Source organism: Microbacterium meiriae, from assembly GCF_025143875.1.
GTDB lineage: Bacteria > Actinomycetota > Actinomycetes > Actinomycetales > Microbacteriaceae > Microbacterium > Microbacterium meiriae.
The window spans coordinates 11,612-38,007 of the sequence record NZ_JAMBDU010000029.1; the positions used below are offsets into that span (position 1 = coordinate 11,612).

General features: G+C 68.0%; 27 protein-coding genes and 2 tRNA genes. 11 read left to right on the forward strand and 18 right to left on the reverse strand.

Translation table 11 applies throughout. The features are described 5' to 3' along the window. Genes M4D53_RS15000 through pknB form a run of 3 tightly spaced genes read left to right on the forward strand, consistent with a single transcriptional unit; the run spans position 1 to position 4,940 of the window. Positions 1–1,455, forward strand: coding sequence for a peptidoglycan D,D-transpeptidase FtsI family protein (locus M4D53_RS15000; RefSeq protein ID WP_259954802.1), 1,455 nt, complete (start codon positions 1–3; stop codon positions 1,453–1,455). Then, positions 1,452–3,203 carry a serine/threonine-protein kinase gene (locus tag M4D53_RS15005; protein WP_259954803.1) on the forward strand — a complete coding sequence of 584 codons (1,752 nt, stop codon included), beginning with the start codon at positions 1,452–1,454 and terminating at the stop codon, positions 3,201–3,203. Before M4D53_RS15000 ends, M4D53_RS15005 begins: the two co-directional genes overlap by 4 nt. 45 nt (positions 3,204–3,248) lie before the next feature. Beyond that, the gene (gene pknB, locus M4D53_RS15010) at positions 3,249–4,940 is read left to right on the forward strand and encodes a Stk1 family PASTA domain-containing Ser/Thr kinase (protein ID WP_187662803.1); all 1,692 of its coding nucleotides are present in this window, start codon (positions 3,249–3,251) and stop codon (positions 4,938–4,940) included. 19 nt (positions 4,941–4,959) lie between these two features. Here pknB and M4D53_RS15015 read toward each other — a convergent pair whose 3' ends face one another. The 3 genes from M4D53_RS15015 to M4D53_RS15025 are packed head-to-tail and all read right to left on the reverse strand — an operon-like array spanning position 4,960 to position 6,564. Continuing rightward, complete coding sequence (locus tag M4D53_RS15015) at positions 4,960–5,592, reverse strand: anthranilate synthase component II (protein WP_259954805.1); 633 nt, start codon at positions 5,590–5,592, stop codon at positions 4,960–4,962. Beyond that, positions 5,589–5,744 carry a DUF4175 domain-containing protein gene (locus tag M4D53_RS15020; RefSeq protein WP_136051341.1) on the reverse strand — a complete coding sequence of 52 codons (156 nt, stop codon included), beginning with the start codon at positions 5,742–5,744 and terminating at the stop codon, positions 5,589–5,591. The genes M4D53_RS15015 and M4D53_RS15020 overlap by 4 nt, the downstream gene beginning before the upstream one ends. Positions 5,745–5,769: 25 nt before the next feature. Then, complete coding sequence (locus tag M4D53_RS15025; RefSeq protein WP_187662801.1) at positions 5,770–6,564, reverse strand: class E sortase; 795 nt, start codon at positions 6,562–6,564, stop codon at positions 5,770–5,772. 104 nt (positions 6,565–6,668) lie between these two features. On the opposite strand from M4D53_RS15025, the gene M4D53_RS15030 reads away from it, so the two are divergent. After that, positions 6,669–6,908 carry a cell division protein CrgA gene (locus M4D53_RS15030; RefSeq protein ID WP_025102888.1) on the forward strand — a complete coding sequence of 80 codons (240 nt, stop codon included), beginning with the start codon at positions 6,669–6,671 and terminating at the stop codon, positions 6,906–6,908. Between the two features lie 151 nt (positions 6,909–7,059). Here M4D53_RS15030 and M4D53_RS15035 read toward each other — a convergent pair whose 3' ends face one another. Continuing rightward, positions 7,060–7,953, reverse strand: coding sequence for a rhomboid family intramembrane serine protease (locus tag M4D53_RS15035; protein ID WP_187662800.1), 894 nt, complete (start codon positions 7,951–7,953; stop codon positions 7,060–7,062). Between the two features lie 21 nt (positions 7,954–7,974). Continuing rightward, positions 7,975–8,532, reverse strand: coding sequence for a peptidylprolyl isomerase (locus tag M4D53_RS15040; protein ID WP_187662799.1), 558 nt, complete (start codon positions 8,530–8,532; stop codon positions 7,975–7,977). 146 nt (positions 8,533–8,678) lie between these two features. Between M4D53_RS15040 and M4D53_RS15045 the strand changes: the two genes are divergently transcribed. Together M4D53_RS15045 and M4D53_RS15050 are read left to right on the forward strand one after the other, a co-directional pair. Then, on the forward strand, positions 8,679–9,176 hold the full coding sequence (locus M4D53_RS15045; RefSeq protein WP_025102885.1) for a hypothetical protein: 498 nt from the start codon (positions 8,679–8,681) through the stop codon (positions 9,174–9,176). After that, on the forward strand, positions 9,173–9,655 hold the full coding sequence (locus tag M4D53_RS15050) for an aminoacyl-tRNA deacylase (protein WP_232089133.1): 483 nt from the start codon (positions 9,173–9,175) through the stop codon (positions 9,653–9,655). Before M4D53_RS15045 ends, M4D53_RS15050 begins: the two co-directional genes overlap by 4 nt. An 11-nt stretch (positions 9,656–9,666) precedes the next feature. Here M4D53_RS15050 and M4D53_RS15055 read toward each other — a convergent pair whose 3' ends face one another. Next, positions 9,667–10,089 carry an NUDIX hydrolase gene (locus M4D53_RS15055; protein WP_187662798.1) on the reverse strand — a complete coding sequence of 141 codons (423 nt, stop codon included), beginning with the start codon at positions 10,087–10,089 and terminating at the stop codon, positions 9,667–9,669. A gap of 136 nt (positions 10,090–10,225) precedes the next feature. Between M4D53_RS15055 and M4D53_RS15060 the strand changes: the two genes are divergently transcribed. Then, entirely contained in the window at positions 10,226–10,672 is a 447-nt protein-coding gene (locus M4D53_RS15060; RefSeq protein ID WP_187662797.1) for a DUF1801 domain-containing protein, read from the forward strand. Positions 10,673–10,723: 51 nt separating this feature from the next. Then, positions 10,724–11,845, forward strand: a complete 1,122-nt coding sequence (locus tag M4D53_RS15065) for a M24 family metallopeptidase (protein WP_187662796.1) — start codon at positions 10,724–10,726, stop codon at positions 11,843–11,845. Positions 11,846–11,863: 18 nt separating this feature from the next. Here the strand turns inward: M4D53_RS15065 and M4D53_RS15070 are convergent. The 12 genes from M4D53_RS15070 to dnaA form a co-directional block, all read right to left on the reverse strand. Continuing rightward, positions 11,864–11,939 (reverse strand) — tRNA-Ala (locus M4D53_RS15070). Positions 11,940–11,965: 26 nt separating this feature from the next. Beyond that, positions 11,966–12,039 (reverse strand) — tRNA-Ile (locus M4D53_RS15075). Between the two features lie 86 nt (positions 12,040–12,125). Beyond that, positions 12,126–13,031 (reverse strand): DUF4097 family beta strand repeat-containing protein, encoded by a 906-nt coding sequence (locus tag M4D53_RS15080; RefSeq protein WP_187662795.1) that lies wholly within the window; start codon positions 13,029–13,031, stop codon positions 12,126–12,128. Further along, the gene (locus M4D53_RS15085) at positions 13,028–13,717 is read right to left on the reverse strand and encodes a LuxR C-terminal-related transcriptional regulator (RefSeq protein ID WP_187662794.1); all 690 of its coding nucleotides are present in this window, start codon (positions 13,715–13,717) and stop codon (positions 13,028–13,030) included. Before M4D53_RS15085 ends, M4D53_RS15080 begins: the two co-directional genes overlap by 4 nt. After that, complete coding sequence (locus tag M4D53_RS15090) at positions 13,705–15,057, reverse strand: sensor histidine kinase (RefSeq protein ID WP_259954809.1); 1,353 nt, start codon at positions 15,055–15,057, stop codon at positions 13,705–13,707. The genes M4D53_RS15085 and M4D53_RS15090 overlap by 13 nt, the downstream gene beginning before the upstream one ends. A gap of 166 nt (positions 15,058–15,223) precedes the next feature. Then, a complete protein-coding gene (locus M4D53_RS15095; protein ID WP_025102877.1) occupies positions 15,224–15,628 on the reverse strand; it encodes a DUF3566 domain-containing protein in 405 nt (134 codons plus the stop codon). Further along, entirely contained in the window at positions 15,625–18,180 is a 2,556-nt protein-coding gene (gene gyrA, locus M4D53_RS15100) for a DNA gyrase subunit A (protein WP_187662792.1), read from the reverse strand. The genes M4D53_RS15095 and gyrA overlap by 4 nt, the downstream gene beginning before the upstream one ends. A gap of 72 nt (positions 18,181–18,252) precedes the next feature. Further along, positions 18,253–20,334 (reverse strand): DNA topoisomerase (ATP-hydrolyzing) subunit B, encoded by a 2,082-nt coding sequence (gene gyrB / locus M4D53_RS15105; protein WP_187662791.1) that lies wholly within the window; start codon positions 20,332–20,334, stop codon positions 18,253–18,255. Positions 20,335–20,452: 118 nt separating this feature from the next. Continuing rightward, positions 20,453–20,962 (reverse strand): DciA family protein, encoded by a 510-nt coding sequence (locus M4D53_RS15110; protein WP_259954811.1) that lies wholly within the window; start codon positions 20,960–20,962, stop codon positions 20,453–20,455. Continuing rightward, complete coding sequence (gene recF / locus M4D53_RS15115; RefSeq protein WP_259954812.1) at positions 20,955–22,169, reverse strand: DNA replication/repair protein RecF; 1,215 nt, start codon at positions 22,167–22,169, stop codon at positions 20,955–20,957. Before recF ends, M4D53_RS15110 begins: the two co-directional genes overlap by 8 nt. 49 nt (positions 22,170–22,218) lie before the next feature. Beyond that, positions 22,219–23,361, reverse strand: coding sequence for a DNA polymerase III subunit beta (gene dnaN / locus M4D53_RS15120; protein WP_259954814.1), 1,143 nt, complete (start codon positions 23,359–23,361; stop codon positions 22,219–22,221). A 485-nt stretch (positions 23,362–23,846) separates the two neighbouring features. Next, positions 23,847–25,238 carry a chromosomal replication initiator protein DnaA gene (gene dnaA, locus M4D53_RS15125; protein ID WP_187662787.1) on the reverse strand — a complete coding sequence of 464 codons (1,392 nt, stop codon included), beginning with the start codon at positions 25,236–25,238 and terminating at the stop codon, positions 23,847–23,849. A gap of 314 nt (positions 25,239–25,552) precedes the next feature. Here dnaA and rpmH point away from each other — a divergent pair, with 314 nt between their 5' ends. Genes rpmH through yidD form a run of 3 tightly spaced genes read left to right on the forward strand, consistent with a single transcriptional unit; the run spans position 25,553 to position 26,394 of the window. Further along, on the forward strand, positions 25,553–25,690 hold the full coding sequence (gene rpmH, locus M4D53_RS15130; protein WP_022879826.1) for a 50S ribosomal protein L34: 138 nt from the start codon (positions 25,553–25,555) through the stop codon (positions 25,688–25,690). A 6-nt stretch (positions 25,691–25,696) separates the two neighbouring features. Then, positions 25,697–26,047, forward strand: coding sequence for a ribonuclease P protein component (gene rnpA, locus M4D53_RS15135; RefSeq protein ID WP_187662786.1), 351 nt, complete (start codon positions 25,697–25,699; stop codon positions 26,045–26,047). Then, on the forward strand, positions 26,044–26,394 hold the full coding sequence (yidD, locus tag M4D53_RS15140; RefSeq protein ID WP_259954822.1) for a membrane protein insertion efficiency factor YidD: 351 nt from the start codon (positions 26,044–26,046) through the stop codon (positions 26,392–26,394). The genes rnpA and yidD overlap by 4 nt, the downstream gene beginning before the upstream one ends. Positions 26,395–26,396 lie beyond the last annotated feature (2 nt).

Genomic DNA, 26,396 nt, shown 5'->3' on the forward strand with positions numbered 1-26,396 from the left:
ATGACACGAGAACTCCGCAGACTCAGCATCGTCATGCTGTTCATGTTCATCGCGCTGTTCGCCGCGACGAGCTGGATCCAGGTCGTCGAGACCGACGGGCTGTCGCAGAATCCGCACAACAAGCGCACCCGGTTGGACAGCTACGAGATCCAGCGCGGCGCGATCATCGTCGACGGCACCGCGATCGCCAACTCGGTCCCCAGCGACGACACGTACCGGTTCCAGCGCGTCTACACCGACGCCGAGATGTGGGAGCCCGTCACCGGCTACTTCAACCCCGCGCTCGGCTCCAGCACCGGCATCGAGGAGGCGATGAACGCCGATCTCTCGGGCACCGGCTCGAACGCGTTCTTCGCGGAGATCGAGCGGATCCTCTCCGGTCAGCCCCAGCGCGGGTTCAGCGTCGAGCTGTCCTTGAACACGGCTGCGCAGCGCGCCGCCACCAAGGCACTGGACGGCCTGCAGGGCGCCGTCGTGGCGATGGATCCGAAGACCGGACGCATCCTCGCACTGGCGTCCACCCCCGGCTTCGACACGAACAGCATGGCGACCCACGACGCGAACGCCGCCAACGCGACCTATGACCAGCTCGTGGCCGACCCCGGCAAACCGCTGTCGAACCGGGCGATCGCCGGCGACCTCAATCCCCCGGGGTCGACCTTCAAGATCGTCGTGGCGGCGGCCGCCTACGCCAGCGGAGAGTGGACGCCGGAGTCGACCCTCCCCAACCCCGCCTCGTACACGCTGCCGGGCTCGAACAGTCGCGTCTCCAACGCGTGGGGCGGCACCTGCGGCTCCGGCGCGACGGTCACGATCGCCGAGGCGATCCGTCTCAGCTGCAACATCCCGATGGCCGAGCTCGCGGTCGAGCTCGGCGATGACACGATCCGGGAGATGGCGGAGAAGTTCGGGTTCAACCGCAGCTTCGACATCCCGCTCACCTCGACGCCCTCGAGCTACCCCCAGGGACTCGACGACGCGCAGACCGCCCTCACCGGATTCGGGCAGGGGCAGGTGACCGCGACGCCGTTGCAGATCGCCATGGTCTCCGCGGGCATCGCCAACGACGGCGTCGTCATGAACCCGCAGATGGTCGACGCCGTGATCGGCAACGACCTCTCGGTGATCCGGTCGTTCGACAGCACCGAGTTCGGTCGCGCGATGGAGCCGGACGTCGCCGACGAGGTGACCTCCGCCATGGTCGCGAGCGTCTCAAACGGCGCGGCGCAGGGTGCAAGAATAGACGGGGTCGACGTGGCCGGTAAGACCGGAACGGCGGAGAACGGAAACAGGCCGCACACGCTGTGGTTCACGGGGTTCGCCCCCGCGGACGACCCCGCGGTCGCGGTAGCGGTCGTCGTCGAGAACGGCGGCGGACAGGGTCAATCAGGAAGCGGGGACACCATCGCCGCTCCGATTGCGAAGAAGGTCATAGAGGCGGTGCTGGGCAGATGAGGCCGACGCAGGGTGTGTCGTTCGGTGGTCGCTACGAGCTGCAGTCGCGGATTGCGATCGGCGGCATGGGCGAGGTGTGGGAGGCGACGGATCACGTCATCGGACGCACCGTCGCCATCAAGATCCTCAAGGACGAGTACATGGGGGACCCCGGGTTCCTCGAGCGGTTCCGCGCGGAAGCGCGTCATGCTGCGCTCGTCAACCACGAGGGCATCGCCAGCGTGTTCGATTACGGCGAGGAGAACGGCAGCGCCTACCTCGTCATGGAGCTCGTGCCGGGTGAGGCCCTGTCGACGATCCTGGAGCGGGACGGCGCACTGAGTGCCGACAAGACGCTCGACATCGTCGCGCAGACCGCTTCGGCCCTCCAGGCCGCGCACGCCGCGGGTCTCGTGCACCGCGACATCAAGCCCGGGAACCTCCTCATCACGCCCGACGGCCGTGTGAAGATCACCGACTTCGGCATCGCCCGGATCGCCGATCAGGTACCGCTCACCGCGACCGGTCAGGTCATGGGCACGGTGCAGTACCTGTCGCCGGAGCAGGCGTCGGGTCACCCTGCCTCCCCCGCGACCGACACGTACTCGCTCGGCATCGTCGCGTACGAGTGCCTCGCCGGCAAGCGCCCCTTCACGGGCGAGTCGCAGGTCGCGATCGCCATGGCGCAGATCAACGAGCAGCCGCCGCCGCTGCCGCCGACGGTCCCGATCCCCGTGCAGAACCTGGTCATGGCGATGATCGCCAAGAAGCCGGCGGATCGCCCCTCCTCCTCGGCCACGGTCGCTCGTGCGGCCCAGGCCCTGCGTCGCGGAGACCTGAACTCCGCGGCCATCGCCGTGCCCGCCATCGCGACGGGCGGCATCGCCGGCGACGACGACGCCACGCGCATGCTCACTGCGACCGGTGACGACGGCACCACACGCATCCTCCCCACCACCGCGCAGCTTCCCACCGACGAGGCCGCCGCGGAGGAGCAGGAGAAGAAAAAGAAGAAGAAGAGCGCCTGGACCTGGCCGCTCATCGCGCTGCTGGTCCTGCTGCTCATCGTCGTCGCCGGCACGCTGTGGGCGCTGTTCGGCAACCAGGGCAAGGATGCCGACCCCGACCCCACCGGGTCCGCGAGCCGCACCCCCACGCAGACACAGACGCAGACGCCCTCGCAGGAGCCCACGCCCGACGAGACCCGGGTCGACGTGACCGCACTGGGTCTCAACGGCATGGACTGCGGCACGGCGACCGCGACGCTCAAGGAGGCCGGGTTCTCCGACATCGCCTGCGGAGAGGGCGACCCCGCCCCGAGCGACGGCGACGTCGGCAAGGTCTACCGGGTGCAGCCGGAGGGGAACGTCGCCACGACGACCCCGATCGCGCTCACGGTCTACGCCGGCCGCACGCCGCTGCCGACGCCGACCGACCAGCCGACGATCACCGGCGACCCGGTCGCGGGCAGCACCGTGACGATCTCCTGGGGCACCGGTTTCACCTGCCCCAGTGGCACGACGCTGTCCGGCTACGTCGTCTCGCTGCAGAACGGCACCTTCGCCTCCGGCGGCCCGAACTTCCAGCCGACGGAGCGCAACGCGCAGGTGACGGTCGGCGACGCCGTCGGGAAGCAGCTCATCGCGACGTATCAGGGTCTGTGCTCCGGCGGCGACCAGCGCACGTCGAACGCCTCTCCCCCGCTCTCCGTCACGATCGTGGCACCGGAGGACGGCGAGGGTGACGGCGGCGACGGCGCCCAAGGGTAGCCTGAGTATCCAGTCCAGCCGCAGTCGTTTCCAGGGGGGTCATCCGTGTCCACAGAGCCACAAGTCATCGCGGGCCGGTACCGCGTCGACGAGCTCATCGGACACGGCGGGATGGCGAAGGTGTACCGCGGGTACGACCTGACCCTCGGCCGCGAGATCGCGATCAAGATCCTCGATCCCGATCTCGCCCGCGACACCAGTTTCCGCACGCGGTTCCGCCTGGAGGCGCAGTCGGCGTCGCGCATGTCGCACCCGTCGATCGTCCGTGTGTACGACGCCGGCGATCCGTCGACGGTCGACAGTTCCTCGGACGAGCCGCCGTACATCGTGATGGAGCTGGTCAAGGGCACCCTGCTCAAGAAGATCATCGCCGACGGTCCGGTCCCCGTCGAAGACGCGGTGCGCTACGTCGACGGCATCCTCGAAGCGCTGGACTACTCGCATCGCGCGGGCGTCGTGCACCGCGACATCAAGCCCGGCAACGTCATGGTCACCGACAAGGGCCAGGTGAAGGTCATGGACTTCGGCATCGCGCGCGCGGTGTCCGACTCGTCCTCGACGGTGGCCGAGACCACTCAGATCATCGGCACCGCCGCGTACTTCTCCCCCGAGCAGGCCAAGGGCGAACCTGTCGACGCCCGTGCCGACCTCTACTCCACAGGGGTCGTGCTCTACGAACTGCTGACGGGGCGACAGCCGTTCCGTGGCGAGTCGCCGGTCGCCGTGGCCTACCAGCACGTCAGCGAGACGCCGGTCCCGCCCTCCGAGGTCAACGAGGAGTCGCCCGCCGCCCTCGACCCGATCGTGCTCCGTGCCCTCGCCAAGGACCCGTACCAGCGGTACCCGGATGCCGCGCACTTCCGCGCCGCTCTGGATGCCGCGGTGACGGGCGCCGCACCCACCCGCAAGCAGATCGGCGCGCTGACCAGCGAGCTCTACGGCCCGAGCCCCCGCCAGGCGCAGGAGACGGCGCGGTCGCTGCGTCAGCTCAGCACCGACACCACGATGGCCCGCACGCAGTCGGGACCGCCCGTCGCCTGGATCTGGGCGGGAGTCGCCCTGCTGGCGGTGCTCCTGGCCTCGGTACTGTTCTGGGTCTGGACGATCAGCATGCGTCCCGCCGACGTGCCCAGCACCTCGCGAGTCGTCCCCGACCTGACGAACGTCGCCTCCGAGCGCGCGCAGGACGATCTCGCCGAACTGGATCTCTCCTCCAAGATCGTCATCGAGTCGAGCCCGTCGATCGCCGAGGGCAACGTGATCCGCACCGACCCCGAGGGCGGCGTCTCCGTGGAGCAGGGTTCGACCGTCACCCTCTACGTGTCCTCCGGCGAAGAGACGGTGGTCGTGCCGAAGCTCGAGGGGATGTCCCTCGATGCCGCGACGAAGGCGTTGAAGGCCGCCGGCCTCGAACTCGGCACCGTGACGCAGCGCAACGACAAGGGCCTCGCCGCCAACACCGTCATGACGGCGAGCGAGGAGGCGGATGCCGAGGTCGCTCCCGGCACCGTCGTGAACCTCGAGGTCGCCAGCGGGAAGGTCACGCTGAACAACGTCGTCGGCTGGTCCCTGGACTCGGCCACGCAGGCGCTCGAGGACCTGGGGCTCACCCCGGTGCCGACCGAGGCGCCGGAGTGCCCGGCGACGGATCCGGAGACCGTGCACTCGATGTCCGTCGCGCCGGGCGACGTCCCCGTCGGGTCGTCGGTCGAACTCCGCTACTGCACCGGATCCTGACGCGACACTCCGCAGCGGTTCAGCGTGCGAGCGGGTCGAGGCGGACGGAGCGGGTGACGGCCTCCTCGTCGCCGCACAGCCGGAGCCAGTTGGCGAGGAGCCGGTAGCCCCCTGGGGTGAGGACGCTCTCCGGGTGGAACTGCACCCCGTGTACCGGCAGTGTCCGGTGCGCGAGCGCCATGACGGTGCCGTCGGGGGCGGTCGCGGTCACGGTGAGGTCGGCGGGAAGGTCACCCGCCGCGAGAGCGAGCGAGTGGTAGCGCCCGACGTCGAAGGGTGAGGGCAGACCCGCGAACAGCTCGGAGCCGTCATGCCGGACGGCCGAGACCATGCCGTGCATCACCTCGGGGGCGGAACCGACGGCCGTGCCGAATGCGGCCCCGATGACCTGGTGCCCGAGACATACTCCGAGGGTGGGCACTCCCCGCCGCATCGCGATGCGTGCCGCGTCGACCGAGACGCCGGCATCGGCGGGCGCCCCCGGCCCCGGAGAGAGCAGGAGGGCGTCATGCGCGCCGAGAAGCGCGTCGATCCCGGCCGGGTCGGTCGCGTCCGACTCCACCAGCGTGGTGTCGGCGCCGAGTTCCCGGAGGTAGCCCACGAGGGTGTGCACGAAGCTGTCGTGGTTGTCGACCACGAGCACCCTGGTCATTCGACGTCGACTTCGCCCGGCGCGATGAGCGGGCTGACCCACGGGAACACGTACCAGAACAACGCGTAGAGCACCGCAGCGATCACCACGAGCAGGATGAGGACGCGCAGCCACCACGGGCCGGGCAGCAGGCGCCAGAGTGCGGCGTACATGGGTCTTCTCTCTCCTGGTGGCGGGTCAGACGGACGGCGCGGCCGGCGGGGGCGGTGGGTCGGTGAGGGCGGACGGAGGCCCCTCGGCCCGAGGCTGGAAGCTCTCGAACACCCCGTAGGCGACGATGCGCTCGGCGAGCGAGTACAGCGGCGAGCACGCCGTCAGGGTGATGTACTGCTCGCCGGTCTGCTGCTCCGGCATCTGCGGCACGTCGGCGAGCACGTCGGTCTGCGTCGGCTTCACATACTCCAGGGTGCGGAACCGGTAGGTGTACCAGCCGTCGGGCGTCTCCACCACGATCGCGTCGCCCACGTGCAGCTTGTCGAGCTGGTTGAACGGCTTCCCCCAGGTCGTCCGGTGGCCGGCGAGCGAGAAGTTCCCCACCTCTCCGGGCATCTTCGACTGCGTGTAGACGCCGATGCCCTTCTGGTCGAGGGTGCGCGCGCGACTCGTGCCCCCGTAGATGCCGAAGTTGTAGTCGGCCCCGAATCGGGGGATGTGCATCTGACCGAACCACTCCCCGTCGGCCGGCGCCGTGGGGACGGGCGCCTCGTACACGGTCTCGCCGTCGTCCGTCTCGACCAGCGGCGGCAGTTCCGGTGCCTCCCCCGCGGCGAGCTGCTGCGAGATCGCGGCACCTTCCTCGTTCTTCTGGGCCGCGATGATGATGTCGCCGATCCACATCTGCCAGGCGACGAAGAGGAGGACGACGACGCCCGCGGTCAGGAGCAGTTCGCCGAGCACGCTCGCGAACGTGGCTCGCGACCGTGGTCGCTGCCGCCGTTCGCGCCGCCCCCCAGGCGCGACAGATGCAGTCATGGGCGTGATCATATCCGTCCGACCTGTGCAGCAGGAGACGGGGCATCGCCGATCCGCGCCCTGACGGCTCGTCGGCGCCGAGGTCTCCCGGGTACAATGACGGCATGGCACGTGACCGCAAGACCGAAGAACCCGCCGTCGAGCGCGCCGAAGGCGACGCCGCTCCCAACGCCGTCTGGTTCAAGCCGGTGATGATCGGCTTCATGCTCCTCGGCCTCGCGTGGATCCTCGTCTTCTACATCTCGGGCATGCAGTTCCCCATCCCCGGTCTCGACAATTGGAATCTGGCCATCGGCCTGGGCATCGCCCTCATCGGATTCCTCATGACGACACGCTGGCGCTGACCGCGCAGAACGACAGAAAACCCCTCGCCTCTTCGGCGGGGGGTTTTCGTCTGTGGATCGAAGCGGAAGTTATCCACAGTTTATCCCCACACTGGGGAGAATTACACCGATGTTATTCACAGGGGTTAACAACCCTGTTAACAACTCGGGATCAGGCCAAAAGGATCAGCGGCGGTACCACGGCGACCACGACGATCAACAGCACCACCAGGGCTGCGAGCGACACGATCTGCCAGGTCCGCTGATCGCGGCGCTTCGTGCGGACGTAGATCAGCGCCACGAGAGCACCCGTGATCGCGCCGCCGAGGTGCGCCTGCCAGGAGATGCCGCCCGCGAAGAATCCGAAGGCGAAGTTGATGCCGAGGATGACGAGGATGCCGGTGACGTTCGCCCCGATGTGCCGTCCGATGATCAGGAGCGACGCCAGGAGTCCGAAGATCGCCCCCGAGGCGCCGACCGTCCACGTCTCCGGCGCGAGAACGGCCACCATGACCGAACCGCCGAGACCGCTGATGAGATACAGCGCGAGGTAGCGGACGCGACCGAGCATCGGTTCGAGATTCTGTCCGAGCATCCACAGGGCGAGCATGTTCAGGGCGAGATGCACGAAGCCGCCGTGCACGAAAAGCACCGTCAGCAACCGCCACGGCTCGAACGGCAGGAGGGAGAGGTTCGGGTACAGGAACGGCGCGTAGAAGCCGAGGGCCTGGATGATCGGGGCGTTGAGCCCGGGGATGAGCTGCACGAGGCCGATGAACGACGTCACCGCGAGCAGCGCGTACGTGACCACGGGCTTGCCGCTGCGCACGGCACCCATGGTGGCGGCCCCACCGCCGCGCCACCGACGCGCGGCCTTCTTCTGCGCAGGGGTGCGGTTCTTGCGCTCCGCGTTCATGCACTCCGGGCAGATGACGCCGACCGGGGCAGGCGTCTGGCACTCCGGGCAGATCGTCCGAAGGCACCGCTGGCAGAGCACGAAGCTCTGCCGATCCGGATGCCGGTAGCAGAAGTTCTCACGGTTGTTCGTGAACTCGGGCGTCGTCATCCGGATCGGCCGTCGCTGTCGTCAGGCGGCGACGATGTCGATCGACTGCAGCACGACCGGCTCGATCGGGCGATCGCCCGCCGCGGTCGGAACGGCGGAGATCGCGTCGACGACCTTGCGCGACGCGTCGTCGGCGACCTCGCCGAAGATCGTGTGCTTGCCCTGCAGCCACGGCGTCGGGTCGGTCGTGATGAAGAACTGCGAGCCGTTCGTGCCCTCGACCTTGCCGGTGATGGCGTTGCGGCGAAGACCCGCGTTGGCCATCGCGAGGATGTAGGGCTCGTTGAAGTTGAGCTCGTTGTTGATCTCGTCGTCGAAGTTGTACCCCGGACCGCCGACGCCCTGACCGAGCGGGTCGCCGCCCTGGATCATGAAGTTCGGGATGATGCGGTGGAAGACGACGTCCTTGTAGAGGGGGCCCTCGCCCGGCTTGCCGGTGGCGGGGTGCGTCCACTCCTGGGACCCGTCGGCGAGGCCGACGAAGTTCTTGACCGTCTTCGGGGCGTGGTCGCCGAAGAGGTTGATGACGATGTCACCGTGGTTGGTGTGCAGAGTTGCGACGTGGGAAGCGTGAACCATGCGTTCATTCTCGCAGAGCTTCCGGTGAGCGGGCCGGGTGCGTACAGGCCCGGCGCCGATGATGCAAGGGGCGGGCGATTCCCTCGCCGCATCCAGCCTCTCGTGGCAAGATGGGGAACCCGTACTCCAATGGACAGGAGAGCATCGTGAGCCTCAGCCGCAAGCGGAAGAAGCAGCTTCGTCGTCTTCAGAAGGACGCGAACCAGCTGTGGGAAGACCAGCAGGTGCTCGTCGGCCACGCTGCCGACGTCGCTCGTGAGGCAGGTCGCCAGCTCGGCAACTTCAATCGCGAGCAGATCGTCCCGGTCGTCCAGGACACCTACAACCGCCGCGTCGCCCCGGTCGTCGACCGTTCGGTGAAGGCCGGCAAGCACGTCGTGGACGACAAGGTCGTCCCGATCGTCGGCGGTGTCGTGGGTACGGCACTGACCGCCTGGGACGTCGCGAACGCCAAGCGTCACGGCGTCGAGTACAAGGCGCGCAAGGCCGTCTCGCAGAAGAAGGGTCCTGGTCTCGGATCCGTCATCGCCATCGTCCTGGGTGCCGCAGCCGCGGTCGGCGTGCTCTACGCCGCCTGGCAGGCGCTGCGGGCCGACGATGAGCTGTGGGTGGCCGACGACCCGCTGTCGGCTCCCGACGCGTGACCACTCCCGACCCGCACGCGCGGGTGCGGGATGCGGCGGCCGCCCGTGGACTCGACATCGAGATCCGCGAGCGGCCGCAGGCGCGTAGCCTCGTCGAGGCCGCCGAGATCCTCGGCATCCCGCCGTCGGGCATCGTGAAGACCCTCGTGGTGAAACGCTCGGACGACACGTATCTGTTCGCTCTCGTCCCCGGCGGACGATCCATCTCCTGGCCCAAGCTGCGCGCCCTCGTGGGCGTCAACAAGCTGCGCCTCCCGGAGCCCGAGCTGGCCCTCGCGGCGACCGGCTACGAGCGCGGGACCATCGTGCCGATCGGCAGCACCACCGACTGGCCGGTCTACGCCGACGCATCGATCGTCGGTCAGCGGGTGGCGATGGGCGCCGGCACGCACGGCTACAGCCTCTTCGTCGACGCCGACGACCTCATCGCCGCGTACGACGCCACCGTCGCCGACATCTCGGTTCCCGACGAACGCTGACGGCTCGACTCCTAGAGGATGCCGGCCATCCGCAACGCGATGTCGACCAGGCGAACACGCTGCAAACCCGCGACCGCGGGGAGCGGGAACCATTCCGCGCGATCGGTGGATCCCTCCGTCTCCCAGCGGAGTTTCCCGCCGGATACCTCCGCCCGGTAGACGATGCGCAGGGTGTGCAGCGGATCCGACGACTTCTGCACGCGCCGCCCGGCGGGGATGACACGGGAATGGATACCGAGCAGCGACCCGACCCTCACCGTGTAGCCCGTCTCCTCGCGGATCTCCCGGCGCACGGCATCCTCGGGCGCCTCGCCCGGCTCCAGCCCACCGCCGGGGAGGGTCCAGGCCACTCGCCGGCCCTCGGTCCATCGCGCCAGGAGGAGGCGCCCACCCTCATCGGTGACGACCCCGTATGCGGCGACGCGCAGGTCCATGGAGACACCCTATCCGGGTATCGAGCCATCGCGCGCCGCGTGACGGGACCGGCGGATCGATCACGAATCGAGAAGCACGGGAGCGGTCGGCGTCCCTACGCTGGGACCATCATCGAGGCCGCACGAGAGGACCATCATGGCCGACACCGAGAAGAACTTCACCCCCGAGGAGCGCGAGGCCATGCAGGCCGCCGCGAAGGAGGCGCGCACCCGACGCTCCCGAGCCAAGAAGTCGCCCGAGGAACTGCGCGCCGCCGGCGAGGCCGATCTCAAGGAAGCCGTCGCGAAGCTCACCGACGAGGACAGGCGGCTCGCCGAGAAGCTTCACGCGCTGGTGTCCGAGGTGGCGCCGGAGCTCGTGCCCCGCACGTACTACGGCATGCCGGCGTGGGGCCGAGACGGCAAGGTGCTGTGCTTCTTCCAGCCGGCGAGCAAGTTCAAGGTCCGCTACGGAACCTTCGGCTTCGAGCCGATCTCCCACCTCGACGACGGCACCGTCTGGCCGACCGCGTACGCGGTGACCGCGCTCACGGAGAAGGATCTCGAGTTCCTCGCCGCGCGCATCCGCCAGGCGATCAGCTGATTCGCGGTGAAGGCCTGACGCAGCGGTGTCGCTCGCGTTAGCGTGGTGGCTGTGAGCACCCTCCCCTTCTCCGCCGCCGTCTACGCCCGCCGCCTGGAGCGCGCGCAGGACCTCGCGCATGCTGCCGGTTTCGACGCGATCGTCGTCGGCCCCGGCCCCGACCTCCAGTACCTCCTCGGCGTCGAGGGCGACACCATCGAGCGGCTGACCGCGCTGGTCCTTCCTCCCCGCGGCGCGGCTACGGTGGTCGTCCCACGCATGGAGCTCGCCAAGGTGCGCAGTACGGCCATCGGCGAGCTGGGACTGACGGTCGCCGACTGGGTGGACGGCGAGGACCCGTACGCCCTCGTGGCTGCGGCGACGGGTTCCGTCTCCCGCGTCGGCGTCTCGGATGCGCTTCCCGCGCTGCACGTCGTGCCGATCGGGGAGCGGCTGCAGGCGCGGCTCGAACTCGCCACGCCCGTCCTCCGGGAGGGTCGGATGATCAAGGATGACGAGGAGATCGCCGAGCTGCGTCGCGCCGGCGCGGCGATCGATGCCGTGCACCGCCGCGTACCCGCCTGGTTGCGCGCGGGGCGCACCGAGCGAGAGGTCGCCGCCGACATCGCCGCCGCGATCGTCGAGGAAGGCCATCGGACGGTCGAGTTCGTCATCGTCGGCTCTGGGCCCAACGGCGCGGATCCGCACCACGAGGTCTCCGACCGGGTCATCGAGGAGGGCGACGTGGTGGTCGTCGACATCGGCGGCGCCGTGCCGAGCGGTTACAACTCGGACAGCACGAGGACCTATGTCGTCGGAACGCCTGATCCGGATGCTGCGGACCGCATCGCCACCCTCGTCCGCGCGCAGCAGGCGGCGGTGGATGCGGTGCGCCCTGGAGTCACGGCGGCGGAGGTCGACGCGGCCGCCCGTTCGGTGCTCGCGGAGGCCGGGCTGGGGGAGGCGTTCCTGCACCGCACGGGTCACGGGATCGGCGTCTCGGTGCACGAGGAGCCCTACATCGCCCCCGGCAACGACCTCGTGATCCGAGAGGGCATGGCCTTCAGCATCGAGCCTGGCATCTACTTCCCGGGAGAGTGGGGCGCCCGCATCGAGGACATCGTGGTCGTGACGGCGGACGGAGTCGAACGCCTGAACACGGCACCGCACGGACTCACGGCAACCGACGGGTGAAGTGAGTCGGGGGGAGGATGGTGGAGCCTAGGAGATTCGAACTCCTGACATCCTGCTTGCAAAGCAGGCGCTCTACCAACTGAGCTAAGGCCCCGTGAGGGAATTCTTGAATTGAAAGGGTGGGGCTACCAGGACTTGAACCTGGGACCTCTTCATTATCAGTGAAGCGCTCTAACCGCCTGAGCTATAGCCCCGTCAACCTCCAGAACTTTACCGGAGTTTCGCCGAAAATCCGAATCGAGGGCGGGGGCCCCGCACCGGAGCCCCGCCCTCGCCCGGTTCATCGTCCGGGGTCGACGTTCACACTGCCGGCCGACACGGACACATCGATCGTGCGACGGGCGCTGGGCGACTCGTCGACACGGGCATCGAACGATCCCGCGTTGATGTCCTGCGTGATCCGGTACTCCACATCCGGAAGCGTCAGGTTCAGGGATCCGGCGCTCACATCGATGGTGGTCGCCGTCGGCGCGTCGCCGGTGAGTTCGACCGTCAGGTCGCCTGCGGCGATGCCGAGATCCGCCTGGTCGACGCCGTCGAGGAGGACGTCCGCCCGCCCCGCGTTCATCTGCACATCGACGGCCGAGGCCGCTCCGGAGACATCGAGGGATCCGGCGTTGATCTGCACCTCGAGGGTGCCGAACTCGCCGGAGACGTCGAGAGCGCCGGCATCGAGCGTGAGGCTCGCGTCGAGGCCCGAGCTGCTGAGCTCCTTCGGAAGGGTGAGCACGGCGCGCTCGTCGTCACCGAACCAGTTGCCGAACCACCAGCCGAAGGCGGGCCGAGGGCTCCGGACGACGAGCTCGTCCGCTTCGCGCTCGAACGTCCACGAACCTCGACCGTTGGTCACGGAGAGCTCCGCCGCGTCCACATCTCCGAAGTCGATGCGGACCATGCTCGCATCGGCGTCGAGATCGATCGCAGTGACGCCGTCGACGTCCACCGTCTGCACCGAATCCGGTCGGCTGGAGGACAGAAGGGTGCCGGTCGCCGCGACGGCCGCCGTGCCTCCGGCTCCGAGCAGGGCGATCCCACCGACCACGGCGGTGACGATCATGACGGCGGTCGCTCCGGATGAACGCCGCGGTCCGGGCGCGCTCGGCGACGGCGTGGGGGAAGCCGCGGACGGCGGCGGGGGAGTGATCGGGGTGTGCCCGCCCTGTGCTCCGGTGTTCTCGGTGGTCATCGTGAGACTCCTGTCTGGCCGTTCGACGGCGTCGTGCCGCCCGTGTTCTCGAGGTGGGCCAGCGCGGCGAGCACGCGGCGGTTGCCCGCCTCGTCCTGTTCGAAGCCCAGCTTCTGGAAGATGGAGGTGATGTGCTTCTCGACGCTCGCTCCCGAGAGGAAGAGGAGGGCAGCGATCGCCTGGTTCGACTTGCCCTCGGCGAGCAGCGCCAGCACGGTGCGCTCCCGCTCGGTGAGCCGCATCATGCGATCGTCGCGGTTCCGGCGGGTCAGGAGCTGGGCCACGACCTCCGGGTCCAGCACCGTGGCGCCGTCGGCGATCCGCTGCACCGAATCGATGAACTCCGCGACATCCGCCACCCGGTCCTTCAGGAGGTAGCCGAGCGGACCGCCCTGCGCGGCGATGAGATCGGACGCGTAGCGCTCCTCCACATACTGGGACAGCACGAGGATGGCGAGCGACGGATGCACCGCCCGCAGATCGAGCGCCGCGCGGATGCCCTCGTCCGTGAAGGTCGGCGGCAGCCGCACATCGAGGATGCAGAGGTCCGGCGTCGTCGACGTCACGGCCTCGCGGAGACCGGTCGTGTCGGTGAGGGCCGCGACCACCTCGTGGCCGGCGTCCTCGAGCAGACGCACGAGCCCCTCGCGCAGGAGGACGGAATCCTCGCAGATCAGGATGCGCATGGCACGTTCACCTCCAGGCTGGTCGGGCCGCCCTGCGGACTGTCGAGACGGAAGGTCCCGCCCGCGGCGAGGATCCGGTTCGCGATGCCGTCGAGGCCCCCGCCCGGGATGACCTGGGCGCCGCCCATGCCGTTGTCCTCGACCCGCGCCCAGAGGACGTTTCCCTCGCGGAGCCGGACGGTGACCCGCGCTTCGCTCGCTCGGGAGTGCTTCGCCGCGTTGGTCAGCGATTCGGCGATGGAGAAGTACACCGCCGCCTCCGCATCGCGTCCGGGCCGGCTTGCCCCGGCGCCGCCACTCTGGGTCCCTGAGCCGTACCCCTGGGTCCCTGCCCCGCCACCCTGGGTCCCTGAGCTTGTCGAAGGGTCCATCCGCACGTCCAACTGCACGGGGATGGGGGAGCGGCTGGCGAGCGCGGACAACGCGGCGTCGAGTCCGCGGTCGTCGAGCACGGAGGCGTGGATCCCGCGGGCGAGCTGCCGCAGTTCGGTGATGGCGGCCTTCGTCGACGTGTGGGCCTCGGAGATGAGCTCTTTCGCGGCGTCGGGGTCGGTGTCGATCTTCTGCTGGGCGAGCCCGAGGGTCATCCCGACGGAGACGAGCCGCGGCTGGACGCCGTCGTGCAGATCGCGCTCGATCCGCGTCCGTTCCACATCGGCCGCACGGACGGCACCCTCACGCTGGGCGGTGGATGCGCGGACACGCTCGGTGAGCTCGACCTCACGAGCCCGGGCGACGATCGCCAGCGCGAGTGTCCGGGCCAGGAGCGCGAGGCCGATGATCCCGGCGGCGGAGGCGAGTGCGCCGAGGATGCCGATCACGGGCGCCCAGGACACCGGGATCTGCCCGCCACCGAAGGGGCCGACGATGGTCTCGGCCGAGGTCAGCGGTGCGAAGGCGATGATCATCGACCAGAGGAGTGCCCAGAACAGTCGGAGCACCACGAAGCCGAGGACCGCGGTGATGGCGAAGTTCGCCACCGCACGCCACATCCGCCCATCGATCGCCTGCCTCCCGAGCGCGCGGAGCCAGCCGCCGAAGCCGGGACGGTCCCGCGGCTGGAGCCGCAGCGGGGCGTTCGGTACCCGGTACAGGGCGGCGACGCGAGCGATCTCGAACCAGCCGACGCCGAAGAGCACATATACGAGGCCCACGAGCACCACGATGCCGACGCCGAAGACGAAGAGGAGGCCGAGTCCGGTGCCGAGGAGCCCGCCGAGCATGCCGAAGATGGCGCCCCCGATCACCCCGACACCGGCGAGATGCAGGATCGTGAGCGGGATGCGCAACGGCGGCTTCACCGCTGGCGCGGTGCCCGGGGTCGCAGTCTGTGTGGTCATGCTTCCACGGTAGGGCCGCCGCCGGACCTCGCCCACCGAGTCAACCGGACACTCACGTTCGGGTTTTCCCTACCCCCACCCGCCGAGACCCCGCGCTATCGCCGAAACCCCGGCCTGCATCGGTGCGCAGGCCGGGGTTTCGGCGGAAAGACGGGGTCTCGGGGGCTCAGTTCGACATGAAGCCGACGAGCAACCCGCCCGTGACCTTGACGGCCAGGTTGTAGATGCCCGCGACGACGGCGCCGAGCACCGTGAACACGATGAGATTGAGGATGGCGACGACGGCCGCGAACGCCATGACCTGCGGCAGCCCCACGAGCTCGGACAGCGGGATCGCGCCGTCGGTGAAGCTGCGCACGAACTCGTCGGCCGTGGACATGATGCCGGTCGCCTGCAGCACGAGGAAGATCAGGAAGAACGACACCATCGTGACGACGGCCAGAGCAACCGCTCCCAGGAACGAGAGCTTCACCGCGGACCAGAAGTCGACGTAGACGAGCCGCAGCCGGACCTGCTTGCCGCCGGTCTTGCGTGTCGACTTCTTCGCCAGCTTGTCAGCCACTGTGCTCATGCGTCTGTATCCTCGGGTGTCTCAGTCGTCTGGGGGGCCTCGGCGTCGGCATCCGGCTCGGTCTCCTCTTCGGTGAGACCACGCTCGCCGTTCCGGGCGATGGCGAGGATGCGGTCGGCCTCCGTCGTGCGGGCGAACACCACTCCCATGGTGTCGCGACCCTTGGCGGGGACCTCGGCCACGGCAGAGCGTACCACCTTGCCGCTGGACAGAACCACCAAGACCTCGTCGTCCTCGGACACGATCAGACCACCCGCGAGAGTGCCCCGATCGTCGTTCAACTTGGCGACCTTGATGCCGTATCCGCCACGCCCCTGGACGCGGTATTCCTCGACGGCGGTGCGCTTCGCATAGCCCCCGTCGGTGACCACGAAGACGTACTTCCCGGGTGCGGCGACGGAGGCGGACAGCAGGCTGTCACCCTCACGGAACTTCATGCCCTTCACCCCGGCGGTGGCACGGCCCATGGGGCGCAACGCCTCGTCGGTCGCCTGGAATCGCACCGACATGCCCCGGCGGCTGATGAGCAGGATGTCGTCCTCGGCGTTGACGAGGAGGGCGCTGACCAGCTCGTCCTCGTCGTTCAGACGGATCGCGATCACGCCGCCCTGGCGGTTCGTGTCGTAGTTGTCCAGACGGGTCTTCTTGACCAGGCCCTCGCGCGTGGCGAGGACGAGGTAGTCCGCCACCGCGTAGTCGCGGATGTCGAGGACCTGCGCGATGCTCTCGTCCGGCTGCAGCGCGAGGAGGTTCGCGACATGGGTGCCCTTCGCGTCGCGCCCTGCTTCCGGCACCTCGTACGTCTTCGCGCGGTAGACCCGGCCCTTGTCGGTGAAGAACAGCAGCCAGTGATGCGTCGTCGTGACGAAGAAGTGCTCGACGATGTCGTCCGCGCGCAGCTGGGCGCCCTTGACACCCTTGCCGCCGCGGTGCTGCGAGCGGTAGTTGTCGCTGCGCGTGCGCTTGATGTAGCCCTCGCGCGTGACGGTGACGACCATCTCCTCCTCGGCGATGAGGTCTTCCATCGACACGTCGCCGTCGAAGCCGTGCAGGATGTGCGTCCGCCGCTCGTCGCCGAACCGCTCGACGATGCCCGTCAACTCCTCGCGGATGATCGAGCGCTGGCGGCCCTCGTCGGCCAGGATCGCCTTGTAGTCGGTGATCTGAGCCTCGAGCTCGTTGGCCTGATCGATGATCTTCTGACGCTCGAGAGCGGCGAGTCGACGCAGCTGCATCTGCAGGATCGCGTCGGCCTGGATCTCGTCGATGTCGAGGAGCTTCTGCAGTCCCTCGTTCGCATCCGCGGTGGTCTGCGAACGACGGATCAGGGCGATGACCTCGTCGAGCGCGTCGAGCGCCTTCAGGTAGCCGCGCAGGATGTGCATGCGCTTCTCGGCTTCGCGGAGGCGGAACTCCGTGCGTCGGACGATCACATCGATCTGGTGAGCGATCCAGTGCGAGATGAAGCCGTCGATCGCGAGCGTCCGGGGGACACCGTCGACGATCGCGAGCATGTTCGCGCCGAAGTTCTCCTGCAGCTGCGTGTGCTTGTACAGGTTGTTCAGCACGACCTTCGCGACCGCATCGCGCTTGAGCACCACGACCAGGCGCTGACCGGTGCGGTCCGACGACTCGTCACGGATGTCGGCGATGCCGGTGATCTTGCCGTCACGGGCGAGGTCGCCGATCTTCACCGCCACGTTGTCGGGGTTGACCTGGTAGGGCAGCTCGGTGATGACGAGGCAGGTGCGACCCTGGATCTCCTCCACGTTGACGACTGCGCGCATCGTGATCGAGCCGCGACCCGTGCGGTACGCCTCATGGATGCCCTTGGTGCCGAGGATCTGCGCGCCGGTCGGGAAGTCCGGGCCCGGAATGCGCTGGATCAGACCCTCGAGCAGTTCCTCGCGCGAGACCCCGGGGTTGTCGAGAGCCCAGAGCGCCGCGTCGGACACCTCGCGCAGATTGTGCGGCGGGATGTTGGTCGCCATCCCGACCGCGATGCCGACCGAGCCGTTGACGAGCAGGTTCGGGAAGCGGGCGGGCAGGACTGTGGGCTCCTGCGTCTGACCGTCGTAGTTGTCGGTGAAGTCGACGGTGTCTTCCTCGATGTCGCGCACCATCTCGAGCGCGAGCTGAGCCATCTTCGTCTCGGTGTATCGCGGGGCTGCGGCACCCATGTTGCCCGGGGAGCCGAAGTTCCCCTGGCCGAGGGCGAGCGGGTACCGGAGCGACCAGGGCTGCACCAGACGGACGAGGGCGTCGTAGATCGCCGAGTCGCCGTGCGGGTGGTACTGACCCATGACCTCGCCGACGACGCGGGCGCACTTGGAGAACGACTTGTCGGGGCGGAACCCACCGTCGTACATGCCGTAGATGACACGGCGGTGCACCGGCTTGAGGCCATCGCGGACGTCGGGGAGGGCGCGGCCGACGATGACCGCCATGGCGTAGTCGAGATAGCTGCGCTGCATCTCCGACTGCAGATCGACCTGGTCGATCTTGCCGTGCTCGTGACCCTCGGTGATGTCGGGGCGTTCTTCGTCAGTCATGTGTCTTTCCTGGTGGGCTGAGCTGGTCGGAGCAGCGGGTCCCGTTCGACGGACTCAGGGACCCCGCGGTGATCAGATGTCGAGGAACCGGACGTCCTTGGCGTTGCGCTGGATGAAGCTCCGACGCGATTCCACGTCCTCGCCCATCAGCACGCTGAAGATCTCGTCCGCGGCGGCGGCGTCCTCGATGGTCACCTGACGAAGCGTCCGGGTGGTGTGGTCCATCGTGGTCTCCCACAGTTCCTTGGCGTTCATCTCGCCGAGACCCTTGTAGCGCTGGATGCCCGCGTCCTTGGGGATGCGCTTGCCGTTCTCCAGGCCGTAGGCCAGCAGCGCATCGCGCTCGGCGTCGCTGAACACGTACTCGTGTGCCGCGTTCGACCACTTGAGGCGGTAGAGCGGCGGCATCGCGAGGTACACGAAGCCGGCCTCGATGAGTCCGCGCATGTAGCGGAACAGCAGGGTGAGCAGCAGGGTGGTGATGTGCTGACCGTCGACGTCGGCATCGGCCATCAGCACGATCTTGTGATACCGCGCCTTCTCGATGTCGAACTCCTCGCCGATGCCCGTGCCGAAGGCCTGGATCATCGCCTGGACTTCCTTGTTGCCGAGCGCCTTGTCGAGACGCGCGCGCTCGACGTTGAGGATCTTGCCGCGCAGCGCCAGGATCGCCTGCGTGTGCGGGTCCCGACCCTGCACGGCCGAACCGCCGGCCGAGTCGCCCTCCACGAGGAAGATCTCGCTGATCGACGGGTCCTTGCTCGTGCAGTCCTTGAGCTTGTCGGGCATCGCTGCGGATTCGAACACGCTCTTGCGACGCGCGGTCTCGCGTGCCTTGCGCGCGGCGAGGCGTGCCGTCGCCGCGTCGATGGCCTTGCGGATGACGTTCTTCGCCTGGTTCGGGTTGCGCTCGAACCAGTCGCCGAGCTGATCGCCGACGACCTTCTGCACGAAGGCCTTCGCCTCGGTGTTGCCGAGCTTCGTCTTGGTCTGACCCTCGAACTGGGGCTCGCCGAGCTTGATCGAGATGACGGCGGTCAGCCCCTCGCGCACGTCGTCTCCGGAGAGGTTGTCGTCCTTCTCCTTGAGGAGGTTGTTCGCACGGGCATAGCGGTTGACGAGCGTGGTGAGCGCCGCCCGGAAGCCCTCCTCGTGCGTGCCACCCTCGTGCGTGTTGATGGTGTTGGCGTAGGTGAACACGTTCTCCGTGTACGACGTCGTCCACTGCATCGCGACCTCGAGCGAGATCTTGCGCGCCGTGTCCTCGGACTCGAAGGCGATGATCTCCTCGTTGACGACCTCGGCGTGGCGCACCTTGTTCAGGTACTCGACGTAGTCGACGAGACCGCGCTCGTAGAAGAAGACGTCGCCCGGCTGCTTCGTGACCGCCTGGCCGTCTTCCTCGGTCTCGTACGCCGACTCCGGCCGCTCGTCGGACAGCTCGATGCGCAGTCCCTTGTTGAGGAACGCCATCTGCTGGAACCGGGTGCGGAGCGTGTCGTAGTCGAACTCGACGGTCTCCTGGAAGATCTCCGCGTCCGGCCAGAACGTGATGCTGGTCCCGGTCTCCTCGGTGGCCTCGCCCTTCTCGAGCTTCTGCTGCGGGACGCCACCGTCGGCGAAGCTGTGCCGCCAGACGAAGCCCTTCTGCTTGACCTCCACGTCGAAGCGGGTCGACAGGGCGTTCACCACCGAGGATCCGACGCCGTGCAGACCGCCGGAGACGGCGTAGGCGCCGCCACCGAACTTGCCGCCCGCGTGCAGGATCGTGAGCACGACCTCGACGGTCGACTTCGAGGGGTCAGACGAGTGCGGGTCGACGGGGATACCGCGACCGTTGTCGACCACGCGCACGCCGCCGTCGGCGAGGAGGGTGACGAAGATCGTGTCGGCATACCCGGCCAGCGCTTCGTCCACCGAGTTGTCGACGATCTCGTAGACGAGGTGGTGCAGTCCGCGGGGACCGGTCGAGCCGATGTACATGCCGGGTCGCTTGCGGACCGCTTCGAGTCCTTCGAGGATCTGGATCGAGTCGGCGCCGTACTCACCGGGCTGCTGCTTCTTCGGTGCGGGTGCCGCCGATCCTCCGGCCTGTGAGCCCGACGAAGCGTCGTTGTTCGGTTCCGTCTCGTCAGCAGGGGATTCAGGCGTCATCAGAGGGCATTCTCCAGATCGATATCTCGAACTCCCATTCTAGCCGGGTTTCGAGTCGAAATGCCGCTCAACGGCCGCGTGTGGCCCTCTGAGCGTTTCGGACCCCTTGCATGGTGCCCTACCCGTAGGTATCGCGCGGGCCCCGCCCTGGAACGGCTCTGGGACCCCATTTCCACGAGGGGACGTCCGGTCCGATGAAGCGGAGGTTCTCCACTCCCGCCTCCGGGTACCGTCGTCCGATCTCCGTGAGGATCGTCGCGCGCATGAACTGGAGGTTCTTCGCCCACGCGGTGGAATCGCACTTGACGGTGAGCAGTCCGCGCTCGAGAGACACCGGCTCCGAGTGCTTCGCGGTGTCCGCCCCCGCGAGGTCAGCCCACTGGCGGACGAGGTCCTCCCGGGCGAGCGTCGTCTCCCAGCCGGATTCACGGCTGAGCGTGTCGAGGACGGCGCCGAGGCTCCCCGGATCGCGGCCGGGGGTGAACGGCGCGTTGTCGTCGTCGACGGAGATCCGCCTTTTGCGCTTCCAGTTCTTGGCGCTCGGCTTGAGTCCCCGCAGTCGCAGGTAGGTGGAGACGGTCTCGGGAGCCTCCGCCGAGGCCGCGCTGTCGGTGACCACGTCAGTCATTCGGCGCACCGTCCTCTCCCTGCAGCCGGTCCCGCTCATCGGTGATGGTCCCCGCCGTGATGCGGACGACGTGAGCATGGAGCACGTCGGGGATATCCTCCTCCACCGCTGCCGTGACCACCACCTGCTCGTAGCCCGCGGTGAGTGCGGCGAGCCGCTGCCGCCGATCGGCGTCCAGCTCCGCGAAGACGTCGTCGAGGATCAGTACCGGGTCGCCGGCCGGGGACTCGCTGCGGAGCAGCTCGGCGGACGCTAGTCGCAGGGCGAGTGCGACCGACCAGGACTCGCCGTGGGAGGCGTACCCCTTCACCGGCAGGTCCCGGACCCGCAGCACCAGGTCGTCCCGATGGGGTCCGGTGAGGGTGAGGCCGCGGTCGAGTTCGTTCGAGCGTTTCGCCGCGAGAGAGGCGCGGAACATCTCGGCGATGCGACGGGCGTCCCCGCGCACGTCGTCGACGGGAGCGGCACCGTCCGCGTCATCGCGGTCGTCGTCATCCTCGGGATCGCTGCCGGCGACCGACAGCGCCCAGTCGAGCCGGGGACGGTGGTCCGCGCCGGCGATCGCCGCGTATGCATCGGCGACGGGCTGCTGCAGATCGGACGCCAGCCGCTGCCGTGCCGTGATGATCTCGGATCCGAGGGAGACGAGCTTGTCGTCCCAGACGTCGAGGGTGCTCAGCGCTTCACCGCGGATGCCCCGTGCCCGCGCCGACTTGAGCAGGGCGTTGCGCTGCTTGAGCACGCGGTCGTAGTCACCCAGCACGGCGGCGATTCGCGGGGTGCGCTGGATGAGGAGCTGGTCGGCGAACCGGCGGCGGGCCGAGGGGTCGCCCCGCACGATCTGGAGATCCTCCGGCGCGAACAGCACGACATGTGCGTAGCGGGGGAGCTCGTTCGTCTTCGACGGGGAGCCGTTGATCCGTGCCTTGTTCGACCCCTGGCGATTGAGCTGCACCTCGACGAGCACGCGTCGCTCACCGTGCGCGAGCCGGGCCCGGATGACGGCGAACTCCTGGCCGTCCCGCACCATCGGCGCGTCCGAGGACACCCGATGCGATCCCAGCGTCGCGAGGAACACCACCGCCTCCGCGAGGTTCGTCTTGCCCTGGCCGTTCCGCCCGACGAGGACGTTCGGCCCGCGGTGCAAGGCGAGTTCCGCGGTCGCGTAATTGCGGAAATCGACCAGGCTGAGATGCTCCACAATCACGGAGCCAGCCTACCTTCCGGGTCGGACACTCCCTCGGGGCCGGGGGTGCTCAGCGCAGGAGGAGGTTGGGCTGGAGGAGGTACTTGAACGAGTCCAGACCGGCCTGGTCGACCGACGTCTGACTGGTGATGAGGACCGGGCTCAGCTTGTTGGCGTTGTCGCTGGAGGTGAAGGTCACCCGCACGAACTCGCTCTTGACCGCACCGAGGGCTTCGATGAGGTACTGCGGGTTGAGACCCAGCGTCACCTCGTCGCCGCCGGAGAGGATCGCGTCGACCGACTCGGACGCGCGGGCGTGCTCGCTGCCCGATGCATCCATCGTGACGCTGTCGGTCGAGAACGTGAAACGCAGTGGCGCCGCGCGGTCGAGCACGAGGGAGACACGGCGGACGGCCTCGATGAGATCGGCCGTGTTGACGACGGCGTAGTGGTCGGTCTGCTCGGGGAAGAGGCGGCGGACCGGGGGGAAGTTGCCCTTGATGAGCAGCGACGTCACGGTCTTGTTGCCGGCGGTGAACGCGATGATCTCGCGATCCCCGGCACCCGAGAAGGCGATCTGGATCGTGCCGGCGTGTCCGAACGTCTTGCCGACCTCGACGAGGGTGCGGGCGGGAACGAGTGCGGTGGCCTCGACGGCCTCGCCGTCCCAGGGCACGTCGCGGAGCGAGACCCGGTAGCGGTCGGTGGCGACGAGGCTGAGCGTCTGTCCGGTGACCTCGAGCTGGACACCCGTCAGCACGGGAGTCACATCGTCACGGGACGCGGCGAAGCCGACCTGCGCGATCGCCGTGCCGAAATCGTCGGCCGGGACGACGCCGGAGGATCCGGACACCTCGGGAATGGACGGGTATTCCTCGACCGGCATGGCCGCGAGGGTGAAGCGAGCCGAGCCACAGGTCACGGCGATTCCGCCGTCATCCTCGACGGCGATCTCGATGGGAGCGTTCGGGAGGCGGCTCGCGATGTCGGAGAGCAGCCGCCCGTGGACGAGGATCGTGCCCGGTGTCTCGACCGTCGCCTCGATGGTCGTCCGTGCGGATGCTTCGTAGTCGAAGGCCGAGAGGGTGAGTCCGGAGCCGTCCGCCTCGATAAGGACACCGGCGAGGATCGGCTGTGGATTGCGCTGGGGCAGCAGCTTGACGACGAAGGACACAGCCTCGCTGAAGACATCGCGGTTGACCTGAAACCTCACGGGTGCTCCCTTGTCGTCGAACATGACGGGTCGTCGTCGGGTCCTGCCACTGCAGGGAATCCCATGCTAGCCCCACAGTCCTGCGGTTCCCTACGCCGGAGGACTTGTCATGCCGCCGCCGGTTCTCCCCACCGTCTGGTGATCGGATCGCACCCTGAACGACTTAACTCCTTAACGGTGTTAACACCTGTGGATACTGTGGATAAGTCGGTGGAAAGCAGGCGCGAGTAGGGAACTACACACGTGTCACTTGTGGAGACCCTGAGGAATCCGCGGGTGGACAGGGGTCGGTCGTCGTTTCGCCATCCCGGGGTTATCCACAGGTTTCCCCGATCGCCCCACATTCGAGACGGCGCGTTCCACGTTCATCCACAAGTTATCCACATGTGCATAGACGCATCTATCCGGCGGGTGCATGTCCCCGAAACGCCGAGAGGGACGCCGTCCCGTGTCGGATGCGGCGTCCCTCTCGTGGGTGCAGGTCGTCAGCGACGACCGAGCTGCGTGGTGATCTCGGTCACCTGGTTGTAGATCGAGCGACGCTCCTTCATGAGTTCGCTGATCTTCTTGTAGGCGTACATGACCGTCGTGTGGTCCCGGTTGCCGAAGAGCTGACCGATCTTCGGGAGGGAGAGGCTGGTGCGCTCACGGCAGAGGTACATGGCGATCTGCCGTGCGGTGGCGATCTGCTGCGAACGGCTGGAGCCGTAGAGGTCGTCGACGGTGAGCTTGAAGTACTGCGCGGTCGCGGTGATGATGTCGGTCGGCGAGATGATGTTGTCCTCGGCCGTGTCGATGATGTCCCGCAGCACGGTCTGAGCCAGGGAGATGTCGAGAGCAGAGCGGTTCAGGCTCGCGAACGCGGAGACGCGGATGAGTGCACCCTCCAGCTCGCGGATGTTCGAGGACACGACCGTGGCGATGTACTCGAGCACCTCGTCCGGGATGTGGAGGGCCTCGCTCTGCGCCTTCTTCCGCAGGATGGCGATACGGGTCTCGAGGTCGGGCGCCTGCACGTCGGTGATGAGGCCCCACTCGAACCGGCTGCGCATGCGGTCCTCGAAGCCGGTCAGGTGCTTCGGTGCGACATCGCTGGTGATGACGACCTGCTTGTTGTGGTCGTGCAGCGTGTTGAACGTGTGGAAGAACGCCTCCTGCGTCTCCGCCCGTCCTTGGAGGAACTGGATGTCGTCGATGAGGAGGATGTCCACGTCGCGGTACCGCGCTTGGAACGCGGCGCCGCGGTTGTTGGCGATGGAGTTGATGAAGTCGTTCGTGAACTCCTCGCTCGATACGTACCGCACCTTCACCCCGGCATAGAGGGACTGCGCGTAGTCACCGATGGCGTGGAGGAGGTGTGTCTTGCCCAGTCCGGAGTCGCCGTAGATGAAGAGCGGGTTGTAGGCCTTGGCCGGAGCTTCGGCCACGGCCACGGCGGCCGCGTGGGCGAACCGGTTGGACTGGCCGATCACGAAGTTGTCGAAGGTGTACTTCGGGTTGAGGCGGGACTCGTGGCGCAGCGCCGTCGGCTGCTCCATCGGCGACTCGGCGCGCACCGGCTCCTGGCGACCGAAGTCGGCGACCGCGATGGGGGCCGTGGGCTGGTCCGCGAGTTCGTGGTTCACGACCACCCGGTAGGACGTGACCTCTTCGCCGACGTGAGCGAGGGCCTCCATGATGGGCAGGCGGAGGCGCTTGTTGATCTGGGCGGCGGTGAGGTCGTTCGGCACCTCGAGGTACAGGGTCGCCGACATCACCCCGGCCGGCACCGCGAGGCTCAGAAAGCCCTGGAGCTGCGGCGTGACCCGATCGTCGGCTTCCAGCAGCTCCTGCACCGTGGTCCAGATCGGGACTTCGGGCTGGGCTGGTGAGGACATGGTGCTCCGGACGACGGATCGGGTCGGGGTCGACGTGCCGTTCCCCTGTGGATAACTTCGGATGCCACGGTAGTCACACCGGCTCGGAACGGCAACCTGCCCTTGAAAACACGCGGGCGTGTTGGATGTGGCGGATGCGTCCGGCTTGTGGATAATGGCTGTGCGGTACGCATGGGATGACAAGCGGTACAGGTCGCAGATTTGCCCTGTCCGCCGCCAAGACGTACCCTTAGTCGGTTGACTTATGCCTGTTTGGCAGTTCCCTATGTCTCCGGTCGAAGTGAATCCGGTGACAGCATTCCCGGAGTGATCTCATGAGCAAGCGCACCTTCCAGCCCAACAACCGTCGTCGCGCCAAGAAGCACGGCTTCCGTGCCCGCATGCGTACCCGCGCCGGCCGTGCCATCCTCTCGGCACGCCGCGCGAAGGGCCGTACCGAGCTCTCCGCGTAAGCAGCTGTGCTCGCCCGCCCGTTCCGTTTGACCCGCGGGAGCGACTACCGACTGGTCGTTCGACGCGGATCGCGTTGTGGCGGGGCCCGCGTCCTCACCTCCATGCTGGCGACGGGCGAGAGCAGGGCCGCCCGGTTCGGCTTCATCATCAGCAAGCAGGTGGGCACGGCCGTGGTGCGCAACACCGTCCGTCGGCGACTCAAAGCCGTCTGTGCGGAGGCGCTCCCGCGTGTTCCTCAGGGCACGGATGTCGTCATCCGTGCCCTTCCTGCGTCCGCGACCGCCTCCTACGCGGAGCTTCGCAGCGATGTGCATCGTTGCCTGGCGCGGCTCGCACCGGCCGAGGCCGCCTCATGACCGCGTTGCCGGCCTCGTCGGTGGGGACGGGGGAGATGCACGGGCGCGACGTGCTTCGCAGCATCCCGCTCCTGCCACGCAACGTCGTGCTCGCCTTCCTGGCGGGGTACCGCAGGGTGGTCTCGCCGATGTACGGGGACGTATGTGCGTACTACCCCTCCTGTTCCGCCTACGCTGTAGGTGCGGTGCAGCAGCACGGCGCCGTGCGGGGGGCTCTGCTCTCGGCGTGGCGCATCCTCCGCTGCAATCCCTGGTCTCGCGGAGGCGTCGACGACGTCACACCGCACCGACACTTCCGCTACGACCTGACCGCACACGGTTTCGTCGTCCCCTCCCGAAAGGACTGATC

Coding starts and splice junctions, on each gene's coding strand:
- M4D53_RS15060 (WP_187662797.1), top strand. CDS start 10,226: ATGGCCGACACCGAGAAGAACTTCACCCCCGAGGAGCGCGAGGCCATG.
- gyrA (WP_187662792.1), bottom strand. CDS start 18,180: ATGACTGACGAAGAACGCCCCGACATCACCGAGGGTCACGAGCACGGC.
- M4D53_RS15015 (WP_259954805.1), bottom strand. CDS start 5,592: ATGACCAGGGTGCTCGTGGTCGACAACCACGACAGCTTCGTGCACACC.
- M4D53_RS15080 (WP_187662795.1), bottom strand. CDS start 13,031: ATGACCACCGAGAACACCGGAGCACAGGGCGGGCACACCCCGATCACT.
- M4D53_RS15040 (WP_187662799.1), bottom strand. CDS start 8,532: ATGGTTCACGCTTCCCACGTCGCAACTCTGCACACCAACCACGGTGAC.
- dnaA (WP_187662787.1), bottom strand. CDS start 25,238: ATGTCCTCACCAGCCCAGCCCGAAGTCCCGATCTGGACCACGGTGCAG.
- M4D53_RS15020 (WP_136051341.1), bottom strand. CDS start 5,744: ATGTACGCCGCACTCTGGCGCCTGCTGCCCGGCCCGTGGTGGCTGCGC.
- M4D53_RS15110 (WP_259954811.1), bottom strand. CDS start 20,962: ATGACTGACGTGGTCACCGACAGCGCGGCCTCGGCGGAGGCTCCCGAG.
- M4D53_RS15025 (WP_187662801.1), bottom strand. CDS start 6,564: ATGACTGCATCTGTCGCGCCTGGGGGGCGGCGCGAACGGCGGCAGCGA.
- M4D53_RS15005 (WP_259954803.1), top strand. CDS start 1,452: ATGAGGCCGACGCAGGGTGTGTCGTTCGGTGGTCGCTACGAGCTGCAG.
- M4D53_RS15090 (WP_259954809.1), bottom strand. CDS start 15,057: ATGACCACACAGACTGCGACCCCGGGCACCGCGCCAGCGGTGAAGCCG.
- M4D53_RS15035 (WP_187662800.1), bottom strand. CDS start 7,953: ATGACGACGCCCGAGTTCACGAACAACCGTGAGAACTTCTGCTACCGG.
- M4D53_RS15000 (WP_259954802.1), top strand. CDS start 1: ATGACACGAGAACTCCGCAGACTCAGCATCGTCATGCTGTTCATGTTC.
- gyrB (WP_187662791.1), bottom strand. CDS start 20,334: ATGACGCCTGAATCCCCTGCTGACGAGACGGAACCGAACAACGACGCT.
- M4D53_RS15095 (WP_025102877.1), bottom strand. CDS start 15,628: ATGAGCACAGTGGCTGACAAGCTGGCGAAGAAGTCGACACGCAAGACC.
- M4D53_RS15055 (WP_187662798.1), bottom strand. CDS start 10,089: ATGGACCTGCGCGTCGCCGCATACGGGGTCGTCACCGATGAGGGTGGG.
- M4D53_RS15030 (WP_025102888.1), top strand. CDS start 6,669: ATGGCACGTGACCGCAAGACCGAAGAACCCGCCGTCGAGCGCGCCGAA.
- rpmH (WP_022879826.1), top strand. CDS start 25,553: ATGAGCAAGCGCACCTTCCAGCCCAACAACCGTCGTCGCGCCAAGAAG.
- M4D53_RS15085 (WP_187662794.1), bottom strand. CDS start 13,717: ATGCGCATCCTGATCTGCGAGGATTCCGTCCTCCTGCGCGAGGGGCTC.
- yidD (WP_259954822.1), top strand. CDS start 26,044: ATGACCGCGTTGCCGGCCTCGTCGGTGGGGACGGGGGAGATGCACGGG.